The 24,947-nt window shown below is 53.7% G+C and carries 18 protein-coding genes; 1 reads left to right on the top strand and 17 read right to left on the bottom strand.

Features of this window, described 5'->3' with window-relative positions; translation table 11 throughout:
• Nucleotides 1–225 precede the first annotated feature (225 nt).
• The 13 genes from MKY64_RS03820 to MKY64_RS03760 all read right to left on the bottom strand — a co-directional run bounded on the left by MKY64_RS03820 (nt 226) and on the right by MKY64_RS03760 (nt 18,891).
• On the bottom strand, nt 226–2,595 hold the full coding sequence (locus MKY64_RS03820; RefSeq protein ID WP_340950989.1) for a glycoside hydrolase family 95 protein: 2,370 nt from the start codon (nt 2,593–2,595) through the stop codon (nt 226–228).
• Between the two features lie 94 nt (nt 2,596–2,689).
• Nucleotides 2,690–4,423, bottom strand: a complete 1,734-nt coding sequence (locus tag MKY64_RS03815; protein ID WP_340950987.1) for a hypothetical protein — start codon at nt 4,421–4,423, stop codon at nt 2,690–2,692.
• 91 nt (nt 4,424–4,514) lie between these two features.
• A complete protein-coding gene (locus MKY64_RS03810) occupies nt 4,515–5,387 on the bottom strand; it encodes a carbohydrate ABC transporter permease (protein WP_036724121.1) in 873 nt (290 codons plus the stop codon).
• 27 nt (nt 5,388–5,414) lie between these two features.
• Nucleotides 5,415–6,281 (bottom strand): ABC transporter permease, encoded by an 867-nt coding sequence (locus MKY64_RS03805; RefSeq protein WP_051477937.1) that lies wholly within the window; start codon nt 6,279–6,281, stop codon nt 5,415–5,417.
• A gap of 132 nt (nt 6,282–6,413) precedes the next feature.
• A complete protein-coding gene (locus MKY64_RS03800; RefSeq protein ID WP_340950985.1) occupies nt 6,414–8,006 on the bottom strand; it encodes an extracellular solute-binding protein in 1,593 nt (530 codons plus the stop codon).
• A gap of 348 nt (nt 8,007–8,354) precedes the next feature.
• Entirely contained in the window at nt 8,355–10,607 is a 2,253-nt protein-coding gene (locus MKY64_RS03795) for an AraC family transcriptional regulator (RefSeq protein ID WP_340950984.1), read from the bottom strand.
• A gap of 18 nt (nt 10,608–10,625) precedes the next feature.
• Complete coding sequence (locus MKY64_RS03790) at nt 10,626–11,804, bottom strand: MFS transporter (protein WP_340950981.1); 1,179 nt, start codon at nt 11,802–11,804, stop codon at nt 10,626–10,628.
• Between the two features lie 31 nt (nt 11,805–11,835).
• Nucleotides 11,836–12,819: an ROK family protein gene (locus tag MKY64_RS03785; RefSeq protein WP_340950979.1), complete on the bottom strand. Its 984-nt coding sequence runs from the start codon at nt 12,817–12,819 to the stop codon at nt 11,836–11,838.
• Between the two features lie 43 nt (nt 12,820–12,862).
• Nucleotides 12,863–14,041 (bottom strand): ROK family transcriptional regulator, encoded by a 1,179-nt coding sequence (locus tag MKY64_RS03780; RefSeq protein WP_340950977.1) that lies wholly within the window; start codon nt 14,039–14,041, stop codon nt 12,863–12,865.
• Nucleotides 14,042–14,205: 164 nt separating this feature from the next.
• Nucleotides 14,206–14,817 (bottom strand): GNAT family N-acetyltransferase, encoded by a 612-nt coding sequence (locus MKY64_RS03775; protein ID WP_209877540.1) that lies wholly within the window; start codon nt 14,815–14,817, stop codon nt 14,206–14,208.
• Between the two features lie 65 nt (nt 14,818–14,882).
• Entirely contained in the window at nt 14,883–15,458 is a 576-nt protein-coding gene (locus tag MKY64_RS03770) for a TetR/AcrR family transcriptional regulator (RefSeq protein WP_340950973.1), read from the bottom strand.
• Between the two features lie 414 nt (nt 15,459–15,872).
• On the bottom strand, nt 15,873–17,819 hold the full coding sequence (locus MKY64_RS03765) for an alpha-L-arabinofuranosidase C-terminal domain-containing protein (protein ID WP_340950971.1): 1,947 nt from the start codon (nt 17,817–17,819) through the stop codon (nt 15,873–15,875).
• 58 nt (nt 17,820–17,877) lie between these two features.
• A complete protein-coding gene (locus tag MKY64_RS03760) occupies nt 17,878–18,891 on the bottom strand; it encodes a glycoside hydrolase family 5 protein (protein WP_340950969.1) in 1,014 nt (337 codons plus the stop codon).
• A gap of 187 nt (nt 18,892–19,078) precedes the next feature.
• Between MKY64_RS03760 and MKY64_RS03755 the strand changes: the two genes are divergently transcribed.
• Nucleotides 19,079–19,873 carry a helix-turn-helix transcriptional regulator gene (locus MKY64_RS03755; RefSeq protein WP_340950967.1) on the top strand — a complete coding sequence of 265 codons (795 nt, stop codon included), beginning with the start codon at nt 19,079–19,081 and terminating at the stop codon, nt 19,871–19,873.
• A 20-nt stretch (nt 19,874–19,893) separates the two neighbouring features.
• On the opposite strand, the gene MKY64_RS03750 is transcribed toward MKY64_RS03755, so the two are convergent.
• The 4 genes from MKY64_RS03750 to MKY64_RS03735 form a co-directional block, all read right to left on the bottom strand.
• Complete coding sequence (locus MKY64_RS03750) at nt 19,894–20,268, bottom strand: VOC family protein (RefSeq protein WP_340950965.1); 375 nt, start codon at nt 20,266–20,268, stop codon at nt 19,894–19,896.
• A gap of 163 nt (nt 20,269–20,431) precedes the next feature.
• Nucleotides 20,432–20,881: a macro domain-containing protein gene (locus MKY64_RS03745; RefSeq protein ID WP_340950963.1), complete on the bottom strand. Its 450-nt coding sequence runs from the start codon at nt 20,879–20,881 to the stop codon at nt 20,432–20,434.
• A gap of 302 nt (nt 20,882–21,183) precedes the next feature.
• Nucleotides 21,184–22,977 carry an ABC transporter ATP-binding protein gene (locus tag MKY64_RS03740; protein ID WP_340950962.1) on the bottom strand — a complete coding sequence of 598 codons (1,794 nt, stop codon included), beginning with the start codon at nt 22,975–22,977 and terminating at the stop codon, nt 21,184–21,186.
• Nucleotides 22,946–24,757: an ABC transporter ATP-binding protein gene (locus tag MKY64_RS03735; protein ID WP_340950961.1), complete on the bottom strand. Its 1,812-nt coding sequence runs from the start codon at nt 24,755–24,757 to the stop codon at nt 22,946–22,948. The genes MKY64_RS03740 and MKY64_RS03735 overlap by 32 nt, the downstream gene beginning before the upstream one ends.
• Nucleotides 24,758–24,947: the final 190 nt, after the last annotated feature.

Below are 24,947 nucleotides of genomic sequence, written 5' to 3'. Positions count from 1 at the left end.
GTTTTCCGCATACACCCGGCTCCCCCTCCCATGCACCAGCACGCTGCACCCATTGTGTTTGGTTTTTCGCCTATATCTGGTCCACGCGCCTCCCCACTAACCAATGTGTTCGGTTTTTCGCATACATCCGGCCCGCGCGCCTACTCAAACAACGCAAAAACAGCACACTCCACAATCTGAAGCGTGCTGTAATTTGCATAACTATTATTCACTCTGCCTTATCTGCTAAGCATACCGTACACTTACACGTTCCCCCGCCTGCAGCTCAATACTCACCAGACCGTCCGAATCCGGCTCCACCAATAGGCTGTCTTCTCCGCGCGTGACCTCCAGAGGGCTTTCTGCCAGAACCCGGCAGACTCCACCAAGATGAGCGGTAACCTCCGCTTGTCCGAGAACGCCAGCGCTCCAGGTCAGGTTCACTTCATAGCCGCCGCGTGCCCGCAGCCCCTTCACTCTTCCTTCGCTCCAGCTTGAAGGCAGGGCGGGCAGAAGCTCCAGATAACCCTGGTGGGATTGCAGCAGCATCTCGGCAATTCCGGCTGTAGCCGCGAAATTCCCGTCAATCTGGAACGGCGGATGGGCGTCGAACAGGTTCGGATAGACACCGCCGCGTTCATTGTTAACGGCCTCCGGCTGAACCAGCGTCAGCAGGTTCGTGATCAGTTGCTTGGCGCGGTCACCCTGTCTGAATCTGGCCCATAGTCCGATTTTCCAGCCCAGGCTCCAGCCGGTTCCGCCGTCTCCGCGAATCTCAAGCGAGGTTCTGGCTGCTTCATACAGCTCGGGAACTAACTTCTCCGTGATCGATCTGCCCGGGTAGACCCCGACCAGATGGGAGACATGGCGGTGATGCACATCCTCATCCTCCATATCCGCTGACCACTCCTGAAGCCGGCCGCCTGCACCTACCTGCAACGGCAGCAGCCGCGCGCGGGCAGTCTCCAGCTCAGCTGCAAATTCGCCGTCCATTCCAAGCAATCCGGCAGCAAGGCTGCAGTTCGTGAACAGCTCCGCGATCAGCGACAGATCCATGGTTACCGCTTCGCTGACGGCATACTTCTTGCCGCCGTCTACGATTTTGTGCTCAGGAGAAGTGGATGGTGAGGTAATCAGGTACCCGTCCGGGTTCTCGATCAGCCAATCCAGGCAGAACAAGGCCGCTTCCTTCATCACAGGATACGCGGTCTCCCGCAGATAGGACAGATCGCCGCTGAAGGCATAATGCTCCCACAGATGCTGGGTAAGCCATACCCCGCCCATCGCCCAGGATGCCCAGACCGGATCTCCGTCGCCGTAGCCGCCAACGGGAGCCGACTGCGCCCAGAGATCGGCGTTATGATGGGCTACCCAGCCGCGTGCGCCATAGTTAATCCGGGCCGTCTCGCTGCCGTTGACCGCCAGCCTCCGGGTATAGTCAATCAGCGGCTGGTGCAGCTCGGACAGATTGCAGATCTCTGCCGGCCAATAATTCATCTCCGCATTGATATTCAGCGTGTAATTGCTGCTCCACGGTGCCCGGGTATCCTGATTCCAGATGCCCTGGAGGTTTGCCGGCTGTGTGCCGGGGCGGGAGCTGGCAATCAGCAGATAACGGCCGTAATGGAACAGAAGCTCTACCAGCCCCGGATCATTGCTGCCGTAGGCGGCAATTCTCTGATCTGTCGGCATGCCCTCCGGAGCCAGGCTCTCTCCCAGATGCAGCTCTACCCGGTCAAACAGCTCCCGGTGGTCGTCAACATGACGGCCAAGCAGCCCGGCATAAGGCTCATTAATGATACGCTGTACCGTTTGCGCAGTCTGCTGCCGCACATCGTAATTCGCCTTCACTGTGCCCGATTCCGCATCGAACGAGGTCGCCGCACTGAAGTATAGAACCGCTTCCGTTGCGCCGGTAACTTGGATACCGTCAGCAGTAGCTTCCAGGCGGCCTCCAGTCTGGACCGCAGCCAGACGGCCGTGGAACTCCAGACTCCGGGGGGACTCTCCACCGTAACGGACCGGCTGATCGACTTCGTAATAATTCGGTGCCACATATTCAGGAGCATGTCCGGTAATCGTGTAGTGCTCCCCGTCTGCTTCCGAACGGTGGCGGAGCGGACTGTCCAGCTTCGCCCGGAAGCTGAGCCGGTGCTCCTCACTGGCCGTTAAGCGGACAATGATCGCCTGGTCCGGGTGAGAGGCGAAGACCTCCCGGGTATAGCGGACACCGCCGATTACATAGGAGACGGTACCAACACCCGTGGACAAGTCCAGCTTCCGGCTATATTCCCCGTCTATGGTCTGCCCGTGCTCCATCGTAAGCAGCAGATCCCCGAAGGGCAGGTAGGACTGGGCGTAGGGGCCCATCATTTTTTTGCATAGCTGATCCGCTTCTTCATTCCTGCCTTCTGCAATCAGCGCCCTGACCTCAGGGAGAACCTCACGGGCCTCCGGATTATTCCAGTCTGTCTTGTACCCGGACCACAGTGTGTCCTCATTCAGCGCCAGACGTTCCTTCTCGATGCCGCCAAAAATCATAGCCCCCAGCCGTCCGTTCCCGACTGGAAGCGCCTCCACCCAATAAGTGGCGGGGGTATTAAATGAAATATTCATTGCGCAGCTTACCTCCATACACCGTAATTTCTAATCTGGCTGAACCCTTAAGTCCTGATAAATCCTGATAACCCTTTCATTATATAGGCATCTGTCAGGAAAGACGAATCCGCAGGCTATATTCCAGAGGAGTGATGAGTGTTACGATGACTTTCTGGCAGCCTTCGGGATAGCTCATCCCGCGGATATCGGCCAGGTGATGCTCATGACAGCCCTGCTCAAGCTCCATCCAGTCCTCCCCTGCGCTATAGCGGAGTGTTCCGGCGGTCCAGAAGGAAGCCTCGCTCATCCCCGGCACCGGCGTCAGCTCGGAGCCCTCAAGTCTGCCCTCGCTGCCGAAGAGCAGGACGATCTGGGTCAGCACATCTGCCGGAGACATCGCTGAGAAATGCAGATCCCAACCAGCTTCCCACTCGCTTACCTTCACGCAGACACTGCTCGTCTGGTTATGGGTAAGCGGCCGCTCTCCATGAGGCAGCAGATACCACGGGCTGCAAGGCAAGCCGGTCCGGGATGGCAGCTTGTCCGCCGGAATGGTGCCGTAATAGCCCTTTCCGGCTACAGACTCCAGACGATAGCCGCCCGAAATCTCCGTCAGCGTATCCATCGTAATCAGTCCAGGCTCGAAGCTTGAAGCCAGCTGAACCCCCAGCAGCCTTGCCCGGCCATGCCGCAGCGAGAACAGTGAGGAAGCTTCGGTCATCACGCTTACACTGGTCTCTCTGCTGCGCACACGGGCAACCGGAGCACCGAATTCCGTATGCTGCTTGCTGTGGCGGACAGGCCCGCCGTAGCCGTCCTGACCGATTCGGCCCATCAGCTCCTGACGATTAAACGTGCCATTGATCACCTTGCGGTAGCTGTCCGGCAATTCTCCCGGCGAGACTGAAGCCGCCTGCATCTGCGGATAGAGCAGGAACCCCAGCATAATCTGATTGGGCAGCGAACCCGGATGGATAACCGAGCGGCCTGCCAGCTCCGCAAGAGCAGCGAATTCCGGGTCTCGGTCATGCTCAGCCATCAGCTGGTAGCACAGATAATAGTCAGCCAGCGAGTAGACGCTGCCGAAATCCTGCCGACCCGAGTAATCGGTGACCACCTCACCATCCGGGTGAACCAGGTATTTCATCATCCGCAGATTCTGGCGGACCGGCTCCAACAGCTCTGGACGGTTCAGATCCTGCGCGGCGTAATAGAGCATGATATCGCTGACCGTATTGTAAATTCCGTTACTCCGCTCCGTCCATTCGCCGTCCGGCGTAATGTCCATCCCCTCCTGAAGCCATTCCCCGGCTCTTGCCTGTAACTCCTCCAGGGCAAATATCCGGTACAAAGACCCCAGCGCGGCAGTCAGCACCCAGCGGTGATTGGGGGTATGTACACCCCCGGTCAGCATCGCCGGAATCGTCCGCACAAGGAAGGCACGAATCTGATCCGTCACCGGCTGCAGCGGCGGCCAGCTCTGCCGCTCCAGCAGCGTGAGGATATTGGCTAATCCGACCACGACGAACGCCGTATCCGGCGGGGAATGATAATTCGTCCAGCCCGGCGAGATCGTGCCGTCCTCATGCTGGAAGCGCAGCATGAATGCCATCCCCTCATGCAGCTGCTCCAGCAGCTCCAGATCCCGGTAATACCGGGACTGCGGATTCACCAGGGCTGCCGCCCATGCCGCCAGATACTGGGCCGTGCCGGTATGATTCGGCCAGGCTACACCGCTCAGCGGATCACGCACGCCCCCGAAGTACCGGCTCTCCCGGTCACGGATCTGCAGCTCCATAGATTCCTCTGTCCATTTGTCATTAATGTCCGTTATCTTCTTGAACATCTGCTCGACTCCCCTATCTGCCAGCCCTGTTAGGGCATGATTTATACTGAACCTGCACTTGCACCAGCCAATACAGTACCAGTCAATAGCCTCAACCCTTCACAGCTCCGGTCATCACACCTGAGACGAAGTATCTTTGCAGCCATGGATAGACGAGCAGAATAGGAACTGTGGCGAACATTACAGTAGCCGCCTTCAGACTCTCCTGCACAACCGTGCTGACCGCGTTCCCCTCCATTCTCATCAGATCGGATACCTGGCTGTTCTGGATCATATGATAGAGCTTAAGCTGGAGCGGATACAGCTCCGGCTTCGTGATATACATCAGCGTATCCTGAAATCCGTTCCATCTGCCGACGGCATAGAACAGGCTTAGGGTAGCAAGCACCGGCATGGATAACGGCAGAATGATACGGATCAGCGTCCCGAACTGGCTGCTGCCGTCAATCTCAGCAGATTCCTTGAGCGCGTCAGGAATACCTGCCAGAAAAGAAATCAGGATAATCATATAGAAGGGGCTAATAAGTCCAGGGAGAACCAGCGCCCAGATCGTATTGAGCAAATGCAGCTCCCGTGTCAGAATATACTCTGGAATAATACCGCCGCTGAAGAACATGGTGACGACAATGAGGAACATGAAGATTTTACGGCCCTTCAGATCCTTCTTCGACAGGGCATAGCCCGCCGCAACCGTCATCATCATGCACAGCGCTGTGAACAGCACTGTCAGGAATATCGTGAAGCCCAGCGAGCGGATCATCGCGGCATCACTGAACACTTTTTTATACGCCTCAATATTGAAGTCCATAGGGAACAGAGTGACTCTGCCCGAAGCAATCGGGACGGTTCCGCTGAAGGAGACCGCGAGAATATGCACGAACGGAATCAGACATGCCAGCACCGATAAGGTTAAGCAGATCACAATCCATGTATCAAACGCCTTGTTAGCTGCTCTTTCATTCATAATGTACACTCCCGATCCAAAGGTTGATTAGAGGATGCTCTCGTCTGTAAGCTTCTTGGAAATATAGTTCGCCACCAGCAGGAACAGAAGTCCGACCACCGCCTGGAACAATCCAACCACCGTAGCCAGCGTATACTGCCCCGATTCCAGACCGATCCGGTAGACAAAGGTACTCAGCACATCCGAGTATTCCATAACCGCAAGGTTACCGATCACGAACGGCCGCTCGAAGCCAATCGAGATCATGTTGCCCAGATTAATGATCAGCAGCGTAACAATCGTCGGCTTGATCCCCGGAATTGTAATATGCAGAATGCGCTTGATTCTTCCGGCCCCATCGACCTCCGCCGCTTCGAACAGCTCTTTATTGATGCCCGCGAGTGCCGCCAGATAGAGGATCGTCCCCCAGCCAGCACTCTGCCAGACACCAGTCAGCAGGTAAGTGATCAACCAATAATTTTTGTCAGAGAGAAAAGGAATGGCATCCAGCCCCAGGCTCGTTAACAGGTTGTTAATCATCCCGGACTGCTGGCCAAAGAGCTGGTACACAATCCCGCCGATGATTACCCAGGAAATAAAATGCGGAATATACAGAATCGTCTGAGACAGCTTCTTGAACCAGACCACCTTCAGCTCAAATAGCATAATGGCAATAATCAAGGGGGCGGGAAAAGAAACAATCAAATCCAGAAAGTTCAGCATCAACGTGTTGCGTAAGGTTATATAAAAGTCCTGATTCGCAAATACCTCGCGGAATCCGTCAAGACCAATCCATTCACTGCCACCAATGCCTTTGAAGAAGTTGAAGTCCTTGAACGCAATCTGCACACCATACATTGGACCGTATTTGAAAATAATAAAGAACAGCATGGGTAAGACCAGCAATGCGTACATCTGCCAATTTCTGCGGAAATAACGGGTGTATCCCACAACGATTCCTCCTCCACTGTGCCCCTGAGGCTGTAAGGGGAAGCAGCCAAGAACGGCAGCCCTGCCGCTCCCCTCCCTCACGGACCTCGAATTCAATTATTTCTGCTCGCTGTAGGCAGCCTTGCGTTCATCCAGAATGGCCTGTCCGCCGCTCGACATGTAGTCCTTCAGCATACTCTCATAGGTGACTTCGAATTCACCAGGGGGGACCATTGTAGCTTTCACCATTAGCTGCTTGATTTTATCGCTAAGTGTCGTGCCGTATTTGCTCTCGGCCTCAATCGGACGGCTGGTGAATACCGGCTCAATCGGGTTAGTGGTGGAAATCGTCAGTGATTTCGCGATGATATCCTGATACTGGGTGCGGAAGCTCTTCACGAAGGCCTCATTATTCTTCTCCTGGCTCTCAAAAATCCGTCCGTTCGCAATAATCCCGATATCCCCGCCGCCAGACAGCTTGTTCGAGGATTCGACAGACAGATCCGGAATGGAGACCGGCACGCCGTCTTCCAGCTTGTAATGCTCGCCTTCAATCCCGTTCTGGATATATTGCAGATGACCATCTGCAGACATCCAGTCCAGATACTTCATAGCTTCCACCGCATGCTTGCTGGACTTCGGAATCATGATATACATCCCGTTCGGAGCAGATACCGGCTTGGCCGTCTTCCCCTCGCTGTTCGTGAACGGATCAATGGCGCTCAGCACAGCCTTCGGGTTATTCTTCGTCAGAACATCATAAGTACCGTCAGGGTAGAAGATCGCATCGTTATCATCGCTGAATGCGCCCACAAGCCCGTTCCCGATATTCTGTGTAAGGGTCTCTTTATTCTCATCCAGGGCAAAGTCCTTGCTGATCAGCCCTTCGTTATACAGCTTGTTCATATATTGAATGGCATCCTTGAATCCGGGCAGCAGAATCGGGTAGTCCCGGGAGCTGAGATTCTGCGTAAGCTCGAAGCGCTCCTGCTCAGTAACCGGCTTGATGAAGGACCAGACCAGCGAATCATACTGCGCCGCTGCAATCGTCATGCCCAGAGGAATCACTTTGCCGCCGGTTTCACCCGGATCTTTGGTCTTGAAGGCGGTCAGTGTATTATATAGCTCCTCTGAGGTAGCCGGAACGGGAAGCCCCAGCTTATCCAGCCAATCCTGACGGATGAAGGAAGCATATTTACCTATCGTAGAGCGTTTGGCGGGAATGCTATACTGGACGCCATCGTATTGACCGTAGCGCAAAGTATCCTCGCCAAGGAACTTGGTCAGGTTCTGTCCGTGTTCTTGCAGCAGCGGAGTCAGATCCGTCAGCCCGCCTTGCTCGGCATATTTGTTGAAGGTCCCGGAATCATAGGTGAAGACGATATCAGGAACATCGGTTCCGCTGGCCATCAGAACATTTAGCTTAGTCACTTCTTCCGAGCGGGGGATAGGGACGAATTCCACATTAATATTGTTAGCCTTTCCGAAATTCTCTTTAACATAATTGGTGAGGAAATTATCGGATGCCGTAACACCGGCCGGCGCATTGCCACGGTCAAAAATTTCGATCTTCAAGCTGCCGGCTGGCGCTGCACCGTTGCCGCTTGCTTCACTGGAATCTTTAGACGAGCATGCAGACAATACCATGGATGACATAAGGACCGCTGAGAGACCGAGAGCCAACTTTCTTTTACCGTTATCATTTGTCATATTTCCTATCACCTATCCCTTTCGATTTCTGATTTCAATCAGCCTGTTGTCTCTGTATGATGCTTACGGCTTGACCATGTGATGAATTATTACATCGTTTGCGGAATTCGACAATATACATGTTTCTTATTGAATTTTCATGAAAAATCCAATGAAATTGCAGCATTTTTCATTCTGAATATACAATTATCGCAGGAATGCTTCACGAAAATCGTATCCATAAACCTAAATACATAACTTATACATAACCTTATATGTCATGTATTTGTCGAATCGTTAAACCCCGTCTCCCCAATAATCAAAAAAAGCGCAAACCCGGAATCTGCTGAAGCCGGATTTACGCAGTGCTTATTCATCTTTATGGAGCTTCGATTTGCGGTAATCCCCCGGGGTCATGCCCGTAATACGCTTGAAGACCCGTCCGAAGGTAATGGAATTAGCATATCCAATCTGGAGGGCAATATCCTGTATGCTCTCTGAAGTCGTCTCCAGCAGTTCCTTGGCCTTCATCAGCCGCAGCTCTGCGAGAAAGTCCACAAACTTCATATTGAATTCTTCCTTGAACAGGTAGCTGGCGTATTTCGCAGAGATCTGGAACCGCTCGCTCAGATGATTCAAGGACAGATCAGGATTCGCATAATGCTCTTCTATATAATGCTTAACCTCGGTAATCATCACCCGGTGGCTCTTCAGCTCATTGACCGACACATAGACATGGTAGGTTTCATTCAGCCAGCCGGTCAGCAGCTCCCGGATCTCTTCAAGATTGGTGCTGCCCCGGATGCGTTCCCGCAGACCGCCGCTCCATGCTGCCGCGAGCTGACGGTCCAGCGTCTCCGCTATCCCCTTAAGCTCCTGCTCCAGCGCCTGGAGCAGCACTTCCAGCAGCATATAGATCTCTTCGTCCTTCAGGCGGTCCTTGCGGAAGGAATCGAAGATTTCGTCCAGCCGGATTCGCCAGTTCTCGCCCGACAGGCGGAATTCACGGACCAGCTGGGTGAAGCTTCCGAAGTATTTATAGCTCTTCAATCCGGAATCGTCCTGCTGATCCATTTGGACTGCAGCAATATCTGTTCCCAAGGCCAGCCTGTGACTGAGCACCTCAGCCGCTGCCGCGTAAGAATCCCGGATCTCCCGCCAGTCCCGGACGACCGTACCCACTCCGAAGGTCAGGGATACCCGCAGATTATCCATAATCCAGCGGTGGCAGTCTCTTGCCAGCTCCAGCATCGTATCACTGTCATCCTTCACCGGCTGGAACCGGAAGCCAATAATCATCCCCAGCCGCTCCCCGCTGATCCATTCGGCCCAGGCCTGAAGCTGCTTATCTGCCATCAGATCCCCCAGCACATTGGTTAAGGCGAATTTCAGCAGGTTCTGATCCTGAGCAGGCAGCGCATGCCAGTCCTTCTCCCGGTTCAGCTCGGCTGTGAATACAACGAACGCTTCGAACTCCCTGGTGCCCTCGAAAGGGTCCAGCGTCTCCAGCCGCTCTGCCGCATCCTCCAGCCTCTGCCCGCTGAGGAAATCCAGGAATAGCTCCCGGCGCTGAATAACCAGATTCTCATAACGTTCCCGCTCATAGTCGGTAGTGATCTGCACCAGCCGGTCCAGCGCGTTATGCATCAGGGCCAGCTCATCGGAAGCTACGCCAGGAGCGGCGTCCTGGGCCGCAGGCTGAAGTCCTTGAATCCGCACCATCAGTTGATGGATGGGCCGGTAATTCCGCCGGGTGATGTAGATGATATACACTACGCCCAGCGCAATCGTCAGCAGCCCGAGAATGAACCAGACGTAGGAGATCACCGAGATCCAATCGAATAAGCGCCCGGCCCGGAGTCCGCTCTCGAAGGTCCAGCCCAGATTCTTCGCCTCGACCTTCGAGAGCGTTCTGTTATTCTCGCCGTCTGCGGCCGGAGCAGAATCATAGATCGGTGTCCCCAAGACATCCTTGATCCGCAGGAAGGACAGTTCTCCACTCGTCAAGCTGTCCACTAGACGCTCTACGCGGTACACACTGACATTAATAACAATATAACCGTCGGAGCCCCAAGGAATCGGCAGCCTGCTGGCCAGGCTGATCACCGGCCGCAAGTCCTTAGAGTTCCTGGGCTGAACCATCCGTACAGCGCTCCACCCCTGTTGCTGCTTATTCTTATTCGCAGAGAGCTGCTGCAAATATTCCGCCTCCAGCCCCTGGCCCTGCCCCGGATTCACGTATCCGCTCTGGCCCAGCATCAGCTTGTCCTTGTTACGGTAGACATAGATTGAATCAATCAGGCTGAAGCGTTCGGATAGACGGTTCATACTTTGCACAATTTCATACGAGCTGCCTGCCGGTGAGTCCGTGCCGGGCGCATCCAGGAAGTCATTATAGGAATAGTTATTTCCGATCTCCTGCAGCACCCCCAGCTCTATCTCATTCAAGGTCCGCTCCACCGTATCCGCCACATAGCTGGTGGATACGTAGTTAGCCTTCTCCGTCTCGCTGCGGGACAGCTCCGTAATGACCATGAAGGCCAGGAAGATTAGAACAGTGACTACAAGCAGGAAGACAGGGAAGTATGAGAATAGCATCCGACTATACCAACTGCGCTTCATAGAGCTTCCCCCTTCTTCTTATTCAGACTGCTGCTTACTTGAAATTGAGCTTACCTTGTACAGCAGCAATGCGCCGAGCGCGGCGCTGACCGTACAGGAGAAATACATCAGTCCCGGTCCGCCGGTCTCCAGCAGATACCCGTTCAGCAGATTCCCGGCAATGCCACCAAGACCGACAAACACCATATTGAACAGACTTTGTCCTGTGGCTTGCAGCTCTTTACCCGTAATGGAGGCCACATATTCTACGGCTGCAATGTAGAAGAAACCAAAAGACATGCCGTGCAGCGTCTGGACACCTATCATAACACCGGGAACAGGAATGAGCCATTGGATCGCCCAGCGGAGCATGTAGACAACGGAGGCCAGCATCAATGTTTTCTCATAGCCGTACTTCTTCAGGACTCTTGCGGCCACGAGCATTGCCGGAACACTGGTAATGGAAGCAATCATCAGGGCGATGCCTGACCACGCGAAGCTCCCGCCCGCCATCTGGAAGGTCAGCACAAAGAAGGAGTTGAAGGCCGTAAGCGTCTGGTTCACCAGAAAACAACCGGCGAGAAATAGCAGAAAGACCCGGTTACCCAGCAACTGCCTGATTCCGCTGGTGAACGTTACATGCTGCGCCCGCCGCTCCACATTCACGGGAATGGTCATCACGAGGATAAGAGCAAGCAGGTTGAAGAGCAGGAAGGGAATCCACAGCTCGGTGACCCCCATCCAGTTCAGATACAGTCCGCCGAAGTACCCTCCCAGCGCCGTGCCGATACTCCCGAACAGCCGGATGGTCCCGAACGAGGTGCCTGCGGCTGAAGCTGCATTCACTGCATAAGCGTCGGCAATCGGCGTCTGGGTGCTCTGAAAAATCGTATACAAGCTGTATACCAGCACAATGACGACAAGCCATTTTACATTGTAGAGATAGACTATGGTGCCGGGAACAATCAGGGTAAGCATCAGTACCAGTCTTGTTCGTTGATAGCGGTCCACCAGAATTCCCCATAACGGCTGAAACAGAATCGCCAGCAAGGTGCCGAATGCCATCATAATTCCAATCCTCTGGCTCGTCATGCCCTGATGAACCAGAAGAGAGGTGACATACGGGTTGAAGCTGCCCCCGGCCAGACCTGTGAACAGATACAGACCGCGCATCTTCAGCAGGACCTCGCTCTCCTTGCTGCCTACAGAGAATCTCATTATACTTGTTCCGCGTCTCATTTTCATAGCCTCAATTCTGCCCGGTTCCTGCGCTCAGCCTGCTTCGGGCCGCCGCAGCAGCACCTATCGCTCCCGCCTGATTGCCGAGCACCGCCTGCCGGATGGTTAAGGATTGCTCAGGAGTATACCGGCTGACCCGCGCTGCAACCTCCTGCACATAGCCCGGGTTCTTCTCCACGACACCGCCGCCGAGAATGACCAGCTCCAGATCCAGCGTAATTGCAATATTCTTGACTGCCGCCGCCATCTGTTCATACGCATGATCCAGCAGCGCCAGTGCCGTCTCATCCCGTTGCTGCGCGGCTGCAAATACATGCTCCGCCCGGACCGCATCGCCCTGCGCCAGCTCCCGTATCAATGAACTGCTGTTATTCCCGTGCAGCCTGGCCGCCGCCCTCGCCCCGATTCCCGTGCCGGATACCTCCATCTCAAACGGGCCGAACTCACTATACTCCGGATCGGCAGCAGCATGAACCGCTCCCGGCTCAACGATGAGATAGCCAATCTCACCCGCAGCGAAGCTGGCTCCCCGGTAGAGCTGGCCGTTCAGGAACAAGGCGCTGCCCACACCAGTACCGACCGTGATCATAATGAAATGCTCGGACCCAGCAGCCGAGCCCGCTGCATACTCGCCCATAGCTGCCATATTCACATCATTGTCCAGCACCACCAGTCCGGGATAATAAGCGGCAATTACCGGACGAATATCCATGGTTGCAGGCCAATTGAGCGCCGGTGCGCTGGTCAGTGTGCCGGTACGTTCATTCATGACTCCCGGGAATCCGATACCCACTCCCTTCAGAGAAGCTAGCGTAGTACCGTTACGCTTGCAGAGCTGCTCCAGTTCGGCGAATAACCAGCGGAAGAACACCTCCGGCTCCCGGCTCAGCTGCGTCTCTACCTTGTACTGTTCAAGCACCGTTCCTACTTCATCTGTGAGGCATAGCAGTGTCTTGGTGCCGCCAACATCAATTCCGGCAGTTAACATATTCATCTAGGATTCCCCCGTCATTCTATAAAATATAAGCTTATGCTCCTTATGCCCGCATCTCACGAAAAGCCAATTGGACCGCGGTCTGGACCGCTCCAAGTACCACATCCTTGTCCCCGTGGCTGGAAGCAGCCAGCCGGGGCTTCCGGTGAAGCCCCCCGAGCCGGGATTCCAGCCTCTCCAGCAGGATATCCCCATGGCTGCCCAGTTCGCCTCCAAGGACCACAGTCGTTGGAGCCATCACGGTACAAATACTGCCCACTGCCTCTGCAAGCAGATTGCAGTAGGCCTCGATAATAGCCAGTGCAAGAGGCTCGCCTCTGCGCACTGCATCCCATATCTGTGCTGCCGTTCCTCCAGGTGTAGACAGCAGATGCGCTGTATCACCTGCGCCTGTATATTCTTTTGCCATCCGGTTGGCCAGTTGCCTTAATCCGTCTGTAGACAACACATCCTCCAGCCTGCCTGCGCTCAGCATCAGATTGGCTAGTTCGCCTGCACCGCCGCCAAGCCCCCGGTAGATCTCCCCATGAATAATGAGGCCGCCCCCGGTTCCTGCGCCGATGGAGAAGTACAGCAGAGAGCCGCTTGCCGCCATCCCCGAAGAGGTATACTCTGCCAGAGCGGCGAGGTTGACATCATTCTCCGTCACGACAGGCACGGGGATCAGCCGGGTCAGATTAACCCTCGCGAGCACCGCTTCACACCCGCGCAGTGGGGCAACCAGGTCAGACACGCTGCCATCTGCCGGGTCCACTACGCCTGGAATCCCGAAGGCCGCGGCCCGCAGCTTCTCCCGGGAGATCCCGGAATCCGCAAGCAGTCCCTCTATACTCTGAACCAGGTAGTCTTGACACACCGCCGCTGTCAGCCCGCTATCCGGCATAGCCAGCTGCTTGAAATAGCAGATCTCTCCGCTCATATCCGCAAGTGCTATCCGCAGGCTGCTCCCCCCCACCTCTGCCCCTAGGGTATAGAAGCATTTCGGGTTGAATTCCACCAGAGTCGCTTTGCGGCCCTGGGTGTTCTCCGCTCTGCCGGACTCTCTGACCAGTCCGCGTTCTATAAGATGAGCAATGGCCGAGGATACCGTAGGCTTGCTTAAGCCGGTATACCGGCTAAGATCCGCTCTGGATTGCGGTCCGCCGCCGATGATCTGGTCCAGAATCAGAAATTCATTCAGATTGCGCATGACCTTGGGGGTCCCGGCCGTTTGAATTCTCACGATTCATACTCCGTTCTATATATAGTTAATTAAGTTTACTAACTTAATGTATAGTCTAATATACAGTCTTTCGGGCGATTTATCCAGCCCCTCTTTCCTCATCTCCCCATCTCCCAAAACACGAAAATTCCCGATCCTCCTGCGGATCGGGAATGAGTGCCGGGCTAGTTCAGCATTTTCTCCATATGCAGCACTTTGTGGAAGCCGGCCTGAGCGGAGAACAAGCGGGTATTCTGTACCTTGAAGGTCCGGAAGCCCACCCGCTCATACAACTTCTTAGCCAGCGGGTTGGTATCAACAACCTCCAGCATCACCTTACTGCGGTCCGCCTCCCGGGACCACGCGAAGACGGCCTCCAACAGCCGGGTTCCGACGCCCAGTCCTCTGGCCTGCTCGGACACTACAAGCGGATCGATATGCACTGCATTAGAGGGGGTATTGCCATTGAGCAGGCGGTAGAAGCCATAAGCTGCGTAACGCCAAGCGCCGCCGAGCACACCGAAGGTCTGTCTGAGCGAACGGTAGCTCAGCATCATGAAGAAGCCATCGCCTGTCTCCAGACCGGCAAAGCCTACGACCCTTCCCTCATACACCGCGTACAGGGCGTTGTCATAACGCAGGCAGCGGCTCAGCACCTCCACAATATCCTGCTCTTCACGGGAGAAGATCCATATTCCACTGAATTTCAAGGTGAAAGCCTGATAATATAGCCTGGCGACCTCACGTTTCTGTTCTTCATCCAGCCGGCTCACAATCTCTACTTGCAGCGTTGACATACAGGTTCCTCCTTATTGTTCCACTCCAGATTCTATCTGCCTTGGTGAATGTGCCCTCTTCACGGTTACGTGCAGTCCCCTTGCCCTGTTCTGCCGAAGCCTTGGAGGACTGTATTTACCAGCAGCTTCGGAGCGTCATTCTTCGCCAGATTCCCTTTCTGGATCTCCTGCCAGGCAACGAACAAAAGATTATACATGACCGTGATGATCCAGTGGGCGGGCATTCCGGTATTCAGCAGACCGCGTGCCTGCCAGCCCTCCACCGCTTCACGCAGCGGCTGCTTGATCCTTGCTTCCTCGGCTACAATATGCGGATTCTCGTCCACTGAGGCTGCAGAGCTGAGAAAAGACACCTTGCCGCCCAAAGGAATCAGCACCTCGAACACTTCCGTCAGGAACGGGAGCATATCATGCTCCTCTGCGGTAACTCCCCCGAGCGCTTCTTCCACTAGCCCGATCGCATTCAGCGCCAGCGCATCCAGCAGCAGCTCCCTGGTAGAGAAATACCGGTGCAGCGTCGCAATACCGATCCCTGCGTGATCTGCTATCTCCTGCAGTGTAGCCGTCGGCTTCATCGCCAGCAGCTCCGTCGATGCATCCAGAATGGCCTTCCGTTTGGTATCTTTAACACTGGTTTTCATGAATATAGGCCTGCCTCTGCTGTAGGATGAGTGATATTTCAGTTAACATAATGATACTTTAATTATTATAATGAGATGTTTATCTATCATTTAAGTTTATTTTATACCGGGAGGTGGGTGGTGTCAAACCTCCAATGCACGTTGGCGAAGGGTTAACTGTATTTCATGCAACTAAACTGAACAATGCAGGCTCTATGTTGCGGTTTAATTGCATTTGGTACATCTATTTATAAGTAAATGATCTAAAAGTCTGCTTTCGCCTCATTTTAATTGTACAGAATGCAGTTAACTCAGCTTACTTTTAGATGTACGGAATACAATTAAACTCACTCCTACAAAAAGAAGGGAAGACGGCAACCTACCGTCTCCCCCATATTCCTTATATTTAATCTTGCGATCCTCAGCTCACCTAACCTATTCCACCCCACACTCCATCCGCAGCACATGGAACGACTTGGGCTCAAGCGTATAGACCATGGAGTTCGCGGTCTCAAGCGGCACACGCTTAGGCGCGATGTTGCGCGGAGCCTCAATAGAGTTCACTTCCGCTTCCTGTCCCTGCATGACATACGCCTCGCCGATTCCGGTCAAGGACAGTGCTGTCTCCAGCTCCACCTGAACGGTACGGTCCTGCGTGTTCACCAGCTTCACGTACAGGACTTGCTGCCTCTCATCATAAGAGACCGTGTAAGGAATCTCCTCCTGATTATGCACCGTCTGCAGCACCTTCGTTCCCATCAGCGTACTGTACAGTTGCTGCACATAATAGCTTGGCGTACCGTAGCTGCTCTCTCCGTCGAACCAGATCATGTCCGGCGACCACTGGGCGTATCCGAGTCTGGCGAACAGCGGAGCATAGGAGGCCAGCACGACGATGTCGGCATTGCGCTCCAGGCCTGTCAGGAATGCAGCTTCTGCCAGCGCAGCGCCCCAGCTGTTGAAGTGCGGCGCATTCATCCCGTTGCCATAGTGACCCGCATATTCTCCAGCGAACACCTTGATCTCCCTCGGATACTCATCATAGAAATGCACATTCTCGCACAGCCATTCCGGCTTCACATAATAATGCTCATCGATAGCGTAGACGAAGTTCGGATTACCCTCGGCCCGCTTACGGTAATACTCCCACGCCCGGGTATAGTTGTCCGAGCTGACATCCGGCCCCGCAGACCCGATTAGCTGCACAGACGGGTACGATGCATGAATCGCCTGCTCGAACAGATCGTACCGGGTGAAAAAGTCCGCATGCTCCGTCTCCCACTGCTCATTGCCGATTCCAATCATCTCCAGACCGAATGGCTCTGGGTGACCCATCTCACTCCGCAAGTGGCCCCACGGTGAATCCACCGGTCCGTTGGCGAATTCCAGCAAGTCCAGCGCATCCTGGATATACTCCTGGAAATCTTCATCATGTACGCCCACATGCTCAGTAGACTGGAACTGACAGGCCAGCCCGACATTCAGCACCGGAATCGGCCGCGCCCCCAGGTATTCACACAGCAGAAAATACTCATAGAAACCAATCCCCAGGCTCTGATTATAGTGGCTGTACTCGCTCGTGTACTGATTCTCTTCATGATTGCCGTGCAGCGCCCAGCGGCTGCTGTTATTCTTGCGCTGCTCGGCGGCGCCCACACTCCGCTTCCATTGGTAGCGGTTCTCCAGGTTATAGCCCTCAACAATACACCCTCCGGGGAACCGCAGGAAGCCTGGCTTCATCTCCTCCAGCAGCCCGACCAGATCCCGGCGGAACAGACCCAGCACCGCGTCGGAGGGAATCATGGAGACGAAGTCGAAGCAGACCGTACCCGGAGCATCCAGCCGGATGACGAAATCCCCATACGACACAGGCTCATTGCAGCTAAGCTGCGCTGTATAGCGTGTCCACTCTTCCCCTACCGCTGTCGCGATGACAGCCTGCGCCATAACCGTACTATTTTGCTCAACCGAAACTTCAATGCCGCCTGCATAACCCTCCGCTCTGGCATAGAAGGATACCTCATACGATAGTCCCTGCTTCAGAGAGACTCCATCATAGGCCTTATTGGTAAAAGCGTTCTGCATCTCCCCGGCGGTAAACGCCAGGTAATGAGGATTCACCTCATTCTGCGGATGCTCCATCTCAATCTTCAGCGTGGCCCCGCTGGCCTCTGCAGGATATGCCGTCCAGCCGTAGAGGCCGTTATAGCTCTCGCTGTAGCTCCCCCTGTCGCCCTGCGCCTTCATGAACTCAAAGGAACGGTTCTCAATCATCTCGGCATGCAGCCCGCCGTCCAGACCATAGTTGATATCCTCGAAGAACAGCCCAATCATCCCCTTGTATATCGATACAGCGGGCTTATCTGTAATTTGTAGTTTCATTTATTTCCCTCCGCCACTTTCCCTTGTCTGTATTTCTTCCAGTTCTCTCTATCCACGCCTACAAATAAGAAATAATCTCAGACGTAATGCTGCTGTCGTAGCGGTCGGAGATGCCGAAGTCCATCTTTTTATATGTCCATGCGGCCCGGCCGATCTTGTATTGCTCGAACACTCCATGTACATCCTTATACCAGTTCACCACGCTCTGCGAAGGAGCTTGCTCAATGACGCCGTATTCCCCGCAGTATAGATAGACGTTCCGCTCAGCGGCGACATCGATAGCGTTCTGAATCAGGCTGGTCATGTATCCTGGACCCATCTCGCTGATACCCTCTGCATGAAGCCCCGAGCCAAAAGCGCCAATGGCCGCCGAAGTGCTGCGGTAGTTCTCCAGGTCACCCGGATAGTCCATGCTGCTCTTTGGCATCTGCTCCACCCAAGCCGCACGCTGGTGTGTGAACAGGAACGGCTCATAGAAGTGGAAGGTGTAGACGATATTCTCATCAAAAGGCTGATCCAGCAGCCCGAGGGTATGCACGCTGTTCCACTGGATGCCGCCGATGACAATTTTGGTCTCCGGGGCATGCTTGCGGATCTCGGCAATCGTCCGTTGGGCCAGCGCATTCCAGCGGCTGCTATCCTGCTCCACAATCTCATTGAGCAATTCAAAAGCTACAGTGTCCTTGTAACTGGCATAACGGCTGGCAATCGCCTTCCACAGATTCAGGAACCGTTCCTGGAGCTCCGGGTCATCGAACAGGGAATTCTCGGCCACGCTGTTGAAGGAGAACCCGGGCGTTTTATGCAGATCAATAATGAGATTCAGCCCGTTAGCAGCACACCAGCGGATGCAGTTGTCGATATGCTTGAACCCGGCGTAAGCCTCTGCATTCCCTGTATCCTCTATCACTTCATAATCCACCGGCAGCCGGACATGGTCCAGGCCCCAGGAAGCAATGGTCTCGATATCCTTCTCCGTAATGAAGCTCTCATAATGGGCATGCTGATACGGACACTGGGACAGCCAGCCTCCTAGATTCACACCTCTGGTATAACCCGTCCATTCTTTCATCACGATCATCCTCTCCGGCCTCAGCCTTCATTGTAAGCTCTTACTTCTACCTGTCTTAAGCATAGATAAACCCTGGCCGCAGAACAATTACACATCGTGCGTAAGTACTAACATATTGTGCAATCTCCCTTTGCAAGGCATCCTGTTTGCTTTTACAATAGATCTATCTGCTATGCGGGAGGCTCCTATGAACATACAGAATATCGGCTACAATCACAGCCATGACGCGGACTTCATCATTAACCGGCCCCAGGGCTCGGGAGACTATATGCTATTGCTGCTGAAGACCCCTGCCATCTTCACTTTGAAGGGAGAGAGCCGGGTAACGGGGCCGGACTCCTTCATCCTGTACAGCGAGCATACTCCTCAGCTCTACCGGGCATACGGGCCGCAGTTCACCAATGACTGGTTCCATTTCAGGCTGGACAACCCGGACGATGAAGCGCTGCTGGAGCGGCTGGCGATCCCCAGGGATGAAGTCATCCCGATTGGCGACCTGAACGAGCTGTCGATCATCATTAACCATTTGTGCTATGAGGTGTATTCCGAGAACCCGCATAAGGACGAGACCATCGAATTATATCTGCGCTTATTCTTCATTAAGCTGAGCAACCGGATTCATTCTACCCAGAAGGAAGTCGGCAACACGCACTTCAACAAGATGTCCGTCATCCGCACCAAAATCTTCAACCAGCCCTTCCTGAACTGGACCATCGATGGGCTGTCCCACGAGTTGACCATGAGCCGCTCCTGCTTCCAGCACCTGTATAAAGATTACTTCGGCGTAAGCCCGATGGCGGACGTTATTGCCAGCCGGATCGAACATGCCAAATACCTGCTCACCACCACAGACATTTCCGTCAAAAAAATCGCCGAAATGAGCGGCTACGCCAGCGAGATCCACTTCATGCGCCAGTTCAAGCAGCAGTTGGGCCAGACGCCCACCCAGTACAGGGAGCACAAAATAAAGCCAGACCGCTGATAAGCAGTCTGGCTTTATTTTTAGTGATATTCCAAGAACTCAAGACGATTCCCAAAAGGGTCGTTTACATAGAAGCGCTTAACGCCTTCATCCGCCCTCGCTTCATCATTCGTGACTTGAATGTTATTCTGCAGCAGGTACTCACACAACTCATTCAAGTGCTGTACATGAAATGCCGGATGCGCTTTGGTTGCGGGAACAAAATCCCGTTGAACCCCGATATGTACTTGATGCATCCCACATTGGAACCAAACTCCGCCACGCTTTTGCAACAATTCTGGTTTGGGTATCTCCATCCAGCCTAACAACCCATTGAAGAATCTCCGGGCCTCAGCTTCACAACCTTCCGGGGCTGCCAGTTGTACATGGTCTAGACCATAAAAATTGTAAGCCATACCTCTTCCTCCTCAAAAGTTTCATCTAATGAAACTTAATTTCATAATATAATTCTATATTATAGTAATTCGCAATATAAATCTATAAAAAACAGCCCCCTCTAAGGCGGACTGCTTCATAACTTAAAGCTTATAGATAGCAGAAGTATAGCGCACAGATAATTTAAATCTTATACAAAGTAACTTCATAGTCTGCAAAAACCTTGCCTATCATCCGCTCCACCACACTCCACTCCCCATTCGCCAGCCCGCAGCCAATGTTGTACGGGAGCGCTACAGACAGACCCTTGGCTTGCGCTTCTATCTTCAGAGTGGTTAACGCTTGCTCCAGCGCAGCATAATCGGTATACCGGATTTTGCTTCTTCCATAGTTAAGCTGGCCGAACAGATTCGCCGTGTACTTCGCGCCCGTCTGCACCAGCTGGCAGTGTCCAAGCAGCTCGTCAGGCGTGTACTGGTCACAGTATTTTTTATACTCAGGATATAAGTTCGGATAGCGGTCCCGCAGAATCTTCGCAATCCCCGACCCCATCACCCCCTGACAATTCACCTGGTGCCCTAGAATATCTTCACTGGCCTCTAATAGATCGCCGTTTACGATTTGGATGGTCATGGTTCTCTCCTTGTTGTTGTGACTTTGGTGTTTGGCAGATAGATTGAACTTAAGGATGTCCGTTCCGGGATAGTCGTGACTCCAGAGAATGTTTGGCCTTCCGGCCGCTGTTGTCCCCGGATTTCTTAATTTGAACTATATTAGCAGTAGAAATCCGGTGACAAAGGCGGACGCTACCGCTCCTCCAGCTCCAAAATTCTCCTCCGTCACTCTTCCCTATCCGAATAGTTTCAAGTTCAATCTAACTCATTCTTGTATTTAGAATTATATCAGTTCCTTCTATATGAATCCTCCGCCCCCTACTACACATACCACTTCCGTTGCGCCTCATACATCGTCCGGTACTCGCCCTCTATGCTCATTAGCTGCTCATGCGTGCCGTCCTGCACGATCCTTCCGTCCTTCATCACGAGGATTCGATCCGCGAGCTTCACGGAGCCTAACCGGTGGGACACGAGGACTGCGGTTTTATCCCGGCACAGGGCGGCGAAGTCGTTATACAGACGGGTCTCCTCCAGGGGATCTATGGCCGCCGTAGGTTCATCCAAGATCATACAGTCGCTGTCCCGGAACAATCCGCGCGCAATCGCTACACGCTGCCACTGGCCGCCGGATAGATCTGTGCCGCCGAACTCCCGTCCCAGCATCGTATTCAGCCCTTCCTTAACCCCTTCACCGGATAAAAGCACCCCGGCCTCCTCACACGTGAATACTACTGCGGCATCATCTGTTGGTTTGGAATATTGGCTGATCCGCACATTCTCCCGTAAAGTCTCATTATACTTGCGATAATGTTGAAAAACAGCCGACGTTCGCTCATAGCTAGTCAGCGAGGCCTCCACTTTCCCGTACCACACTTCCCCTTCCGTAGGCGGGTATAACCCCATAATGATGCGGCACAGCGTGGTCTTCCCGCTTCCATTCTCACCTACAATCGCCAGCGTCTGCTTATTCGGGATGATCAGGTCGATCTCCTCCACCGCATTTCGGGTCGCCAGCGGATAGTGGAACCGGACACCTTTTAGCTCAATATTACTGTCTGCGGGCCTTGGCATGTTGCTGGTCCTCTGAACAGGTTCGTCGATGAAATCCAGAAAATTCTCAGTAGACCCGATATTCTCCGTAGCCCAGGCGATTCTCTCGGAGATCAGCTTGTTCATGAACCGGTATAGACTGCCAATCGAAGCCAGCACCGCCGCAAAAGCTCCAATAGAAATCTCCTGTCTCATCACAGAGACAAACAACATGTATACGATCAGGCCGTAGCCCATAACCGTCACTATATTCAGTATGAGCTGAACGAGATGCTTGCGTACCTGCGTCCTAAGTACAATAGCGTTCAACCGTTGCAGGGAAGAGGTATACAGATTCTCAAAAAATGCAGTAGCTCCCAGCAACCGGGTCTCTGAGAGATACGCTTTGTCCGTCAAGCACTGTTCATAGTAGTCATTTTCCCGCCGGATCGGGGCAGATGCCGCTTCCAGATTCTTGAATGCCGACATCAGGACCCATTGAGAGAGCATCACCGGGAGGAATACGACGACAATACTTAGCGCAAGCACCGGCTTGAGCGTGAACAGATACCACCCGATGAACACGAAATAAGTCGTATAGTAGAACAGAATGTCCAGTAAGGTAGTCCCGATCCAGATCAGCTTGCCGCTCCCGTTCACAGCCTTGTGGATATAATCCAGCCGCTTCGTGTCCTCGAATTCAGAGACCTGTAACGAATCTGCTCTCTTAAAAATCATCAGGTTCAGGTGCTTGCCCACGCTTAGCCCGTAAATCTCCTCATAACAGTTCCCGAGTCCATCCATGACATGATAGAACAGATACATGAGCGCCAGCGCGCCCAAGGACAGGAGAATCATCCTGAAGCCTATTCTACCAGTAGCATATGCAGCCGCCGCATCCAGAAACCTTTGCAACAATAACACCTGCAGCACCCAGGAGACCGCCTGGAGCAAGGCAATGCCGATGTACGTATAAGACATCCCGGGATTCACCTGGAATAACAGCCGCAGGCATCTGACCCCGTTGCTCAGGAATCTCTTCCCCTGTATTCTATCCATGCTGCACCATACTCTCTGCTTCATACCACGACCTCTGGCTGGCGAACATCTTCCCGTATATCCCGTCCGGGTATTCCAGCAATTGCTCATGGGTGCCCTGCTCCGCAATCCGCCCGTTACGCACCACCAGGATCTCATCCGAGATTCTCGCAGCGCCCAGCCTGTGGGTGATGTATATGGTGAACCGGTCTGCACGGATGCTACTGAACATTTCATAGAGCCTGCTCTCTTCTATCGGGTCAAGGGCAGCCGTAGGTTCGTCCATAATATGGATGGCAGAGTTAGAGTACAACAGTCTGGCTATCGCCAACCGTTGCCACTGCCCGCCGGAGAGGTCCAGGCTGTTCTCTTTGATTTTGCCGACGTAGGTATCGAGACCCGCTTCCAGCCCCTGGACCATTCCGTCCAGATTCATCTTGCTTATGCTGTGCCGGATTCGCTCTTCATCCAGCCTCAGGATCTTCCCCAGCCGGACATTATCCTGGATCGACAGCGCGTACCTGGCGTAATTCTGGAAGACCACAGCGATGATGCCCTTCAGCTCCGCGTAGCTGTACTCCCGCAGATTCCTATTATTAATGAAGATTTCTCCCTCGTAGTTATCGTACATCCCGGCAAGCAGTTTGATCAGGGTGGACTTACCGGCCCCGTTCTCCCCGACAATGGCATAGTTCTTCCCGCTAACCATGGTGAACGAGCATTGATTCAATATGTATCTCTCCGTATCCGGGTAGCGGAAGCTCACCTGCCTGAATTCCAGCGATTGAAAGACGAAGCCGCCCAACTCCGCAGGTAGAGCAGCAGCATCCTTCTTCTCACTTAGTCCGGCAAAAGCAGAGAAATCCTGCAGATACTCCTTCATCCGCGCATGCTCCTGCATCGTCTCGGCTAACTGCCAGGACATCCTCTGCACGAGACTGAAGATCGCGGTCACCAGCGAGATGTACAGGCCAATCGTTAGCTCACCCAAGTGCAGCGCAGGTAACAGCAAGGCCACTATAATGATGCCGATCAGCAGGGCGATGATCGAGCCGCTTTTCAGATGAATGAAGCTTCGGATCTGTATCTTCTTCTCCACCGCGTACGTCTGATCATACAGCTTGCCGTACCGATCCCTGAGCGCCGGACCATACCCGAATAACGTGCGTTCCTCCGCATCCTCCCGGCTAGTCAAAATATGCGCCAGTTCTGCACTCCTCCTCCGTATCCGCTGCGCATCCATCCCCAGCACATAATTCGCCTTGCCCGTCTTCATGGCAATATAGAACAAAGGCACCGCAACCAGCACAATCACAATCCCCGTAATGACCGTGGACGACATCACAATCACAAGCAGCGAAGCGGTCCCAATCAGCAGATTGAGTCCACTCATCATATTGTTGAAGCCGCCCATGAAATGACCCACCGGATCTCCGCACACCCTATGGATTAACTCCGAAGTCTCCTTATTCTCAATATGCTGGTACTCCAGCCGCGCCCGCTTGAGCACCATCTCCCGCTTCAGCCGCACATTCAGCCGATTGCGCCCCGTCAGCTCAACCAGCTGCATCAGGCTGGGAAGCAGATGAGTAACGATCACATAACCCATAATCAGCGCAAGCGGCCTATAGATGAACGAATACTCCGCCCGGCCATTCACAATATCGGTCGCCGTATTAATGAAATAAGCCATCACCAGCGTCTGATAAGCAGGCATCAGGGCATCCACCAGCATGTATCCCACCGCCGCCGCCGTCTGCACCGGAATCACCCGAAGCGGAATCCCGATCAGATCGAATACTGTATATTTTCTTGAAGTTAGCATGTAGTCTCCTTGTTGGAATGAATTATGGTAGGGACGAATCACAATAGGAAAGACTCGCAAAGCGTGCCCTAATTCATAGTATCATTTCCATCCGGGAGGAATAACCTGTCAGATTATAGGGGTTAGTCTTTCAAACTAATGCAAAGAGCTGCCGGGAATCTCCCGACAGCCTAAGTACTCACTCCCTCCT

The organism is Paenibacillus sp. FSL R7-0210 (assembly GCF_038009085.1).
Taxonomy (GTDB): domain Bacteria; phylum Bacillota; class Bacilli; order Paenibacillales; family Paenibacillaceae; genus Paenibacillus_AQ; species Paenibacillus_AQ silagei.
The sequence above is the reverse complement of the archived record's forward strand: the minus strand, read 5'-3'. Positions and strand labels throughout refer to the sequence as shown.

What these genes read in the sequence shown, in the direction of transcription:
- MKY64_RS03785 (WP_340950979.1), bottom strand. Translation starts at nt 12,819, where the DNA reads ATGAATATGTTAACTGCCGGAATTGATGTTGGCGGCACCAAGACACTG.
- MKY64_RS03740 (WP_340950962.1), bottom strand. Translation starts at nt 22,977, where the DNA reads ATGAAGCAGAGAGTATGGTGCAGCATGGATAGAATACAGGGGAAGAGA.
- MKY64_RS03800 (WP_340950985.1), bottom strand. Translation starts at nt 8,006, where the DNA reads ATGACAAATGATAACGGTAAAAGAAAGTTGGCTCTCGGTCTCTCAGCG.
- MKY64_RS03790 (WP_340950981.1), bottom strand. Translation starts at nt 11,804, where the DNA reads ATGAGATTCTCTGTAGGCAGCAAGGAGAGCGAGGTCCTGCTGAAGATG.
- MKY64_RS03750 (WP_340950965.1), bottom strand. Translation starts at nt 20,268, where the DNA reads ATGGCTTACAATTTTTATGGTCTAGACCATGTACAACTGGCAGCCCCG.
- MKY64_RS03815 (WP_340950987.1), bottom strand. Translation starts at nt 4,423, where the DNA reads ATGTTCAAGAAGATAACGGACATTAATGACAAATGGACAGAGGAATCT.
- MKY64_RS03820 (WP_340950989.1), bottom strand. Translation starts at nt 2,595, where the DNA reads ATGAATATTTCATTTAATACCCCCGCCACTTATTGGGTGGAGGCGCTT.
- MKY64_RS03770 (WP_340950973.1), bottom strand. Translation starts at nt 15,458, where the DNA reads ATGAAAACCAGTGTTAAAGATACCAAACGGAAGGCCATTCTGGATGCA.
- MKY64_RS03735 (WP_340950961.1), bottom strand. Translation starts at nt 24,757, where the DNA reads ATGCTAACTTCAAGAAAATATACAGTATTCGATCTGATCGGGATTCCG.
- MKY64_RS03765 (WP_340950971.1), bottom strand. Translation starts at nt 17,819, where the DNA reads ATGAAACTACAAATTACAGATAAGCCCGCTGTATCGATATACAAGGGG.
- MKY64_RS03760 (WP_340950969.1), bottom strand. Translation starts at nt 18,891, where the DNA reads ATGAAAGAATGGACGGGTTATACCAGAGGTGTGAATCTAGGAGGCTGG.
- MKY64_RS03755 (WP_340950967.1), top strand. Translation starts at nt 19,079, where the DNA reads ATGAACATACAGAATATCGGCTACAATCACAGCCATGACGCGGACTTC.
- MKY64_RS03775 (WP_209877540.1), bottom strand. Translation starts at nt 14,817, where the DNA reads ATGTCAACGCTGCAAGTAGAGATTGTGAGCCGGCTGGATGAAGAACAG.
- MKY64_RS03805 (WP_051477937.1), bottom strand. Translation starts at nt 6,281, where the DNA reads ATGTACGCATTGCTGGTCTTACCCATGCTGTTCTTTATTATTTTCAAA.
- MKY64_RS03745 (WP_340950963.1), bottom strand. Translation starts at nt 20,881, where the DNA reads ATGACCATCCAAATCGTAAACGGCGATCTATTAGAGGCCAGTGAAGAT.
- MKY64_RS03810 (WP_036724121.1), bottom strand. Translation starts at nt 5,387, where the DNA reads ATGAATGAAAGAGCAGCTAACAAGGCGTTTGATACATGGATTGTGATC.
- MKY64_RS03795 (WP_340950984.1), bottom strand. Translation starts at nt 10,607, where the DNA reads ATGAAGCGCAGTTGGTATAGTCGGATGCTATTCTCATACTTCCCTGTC.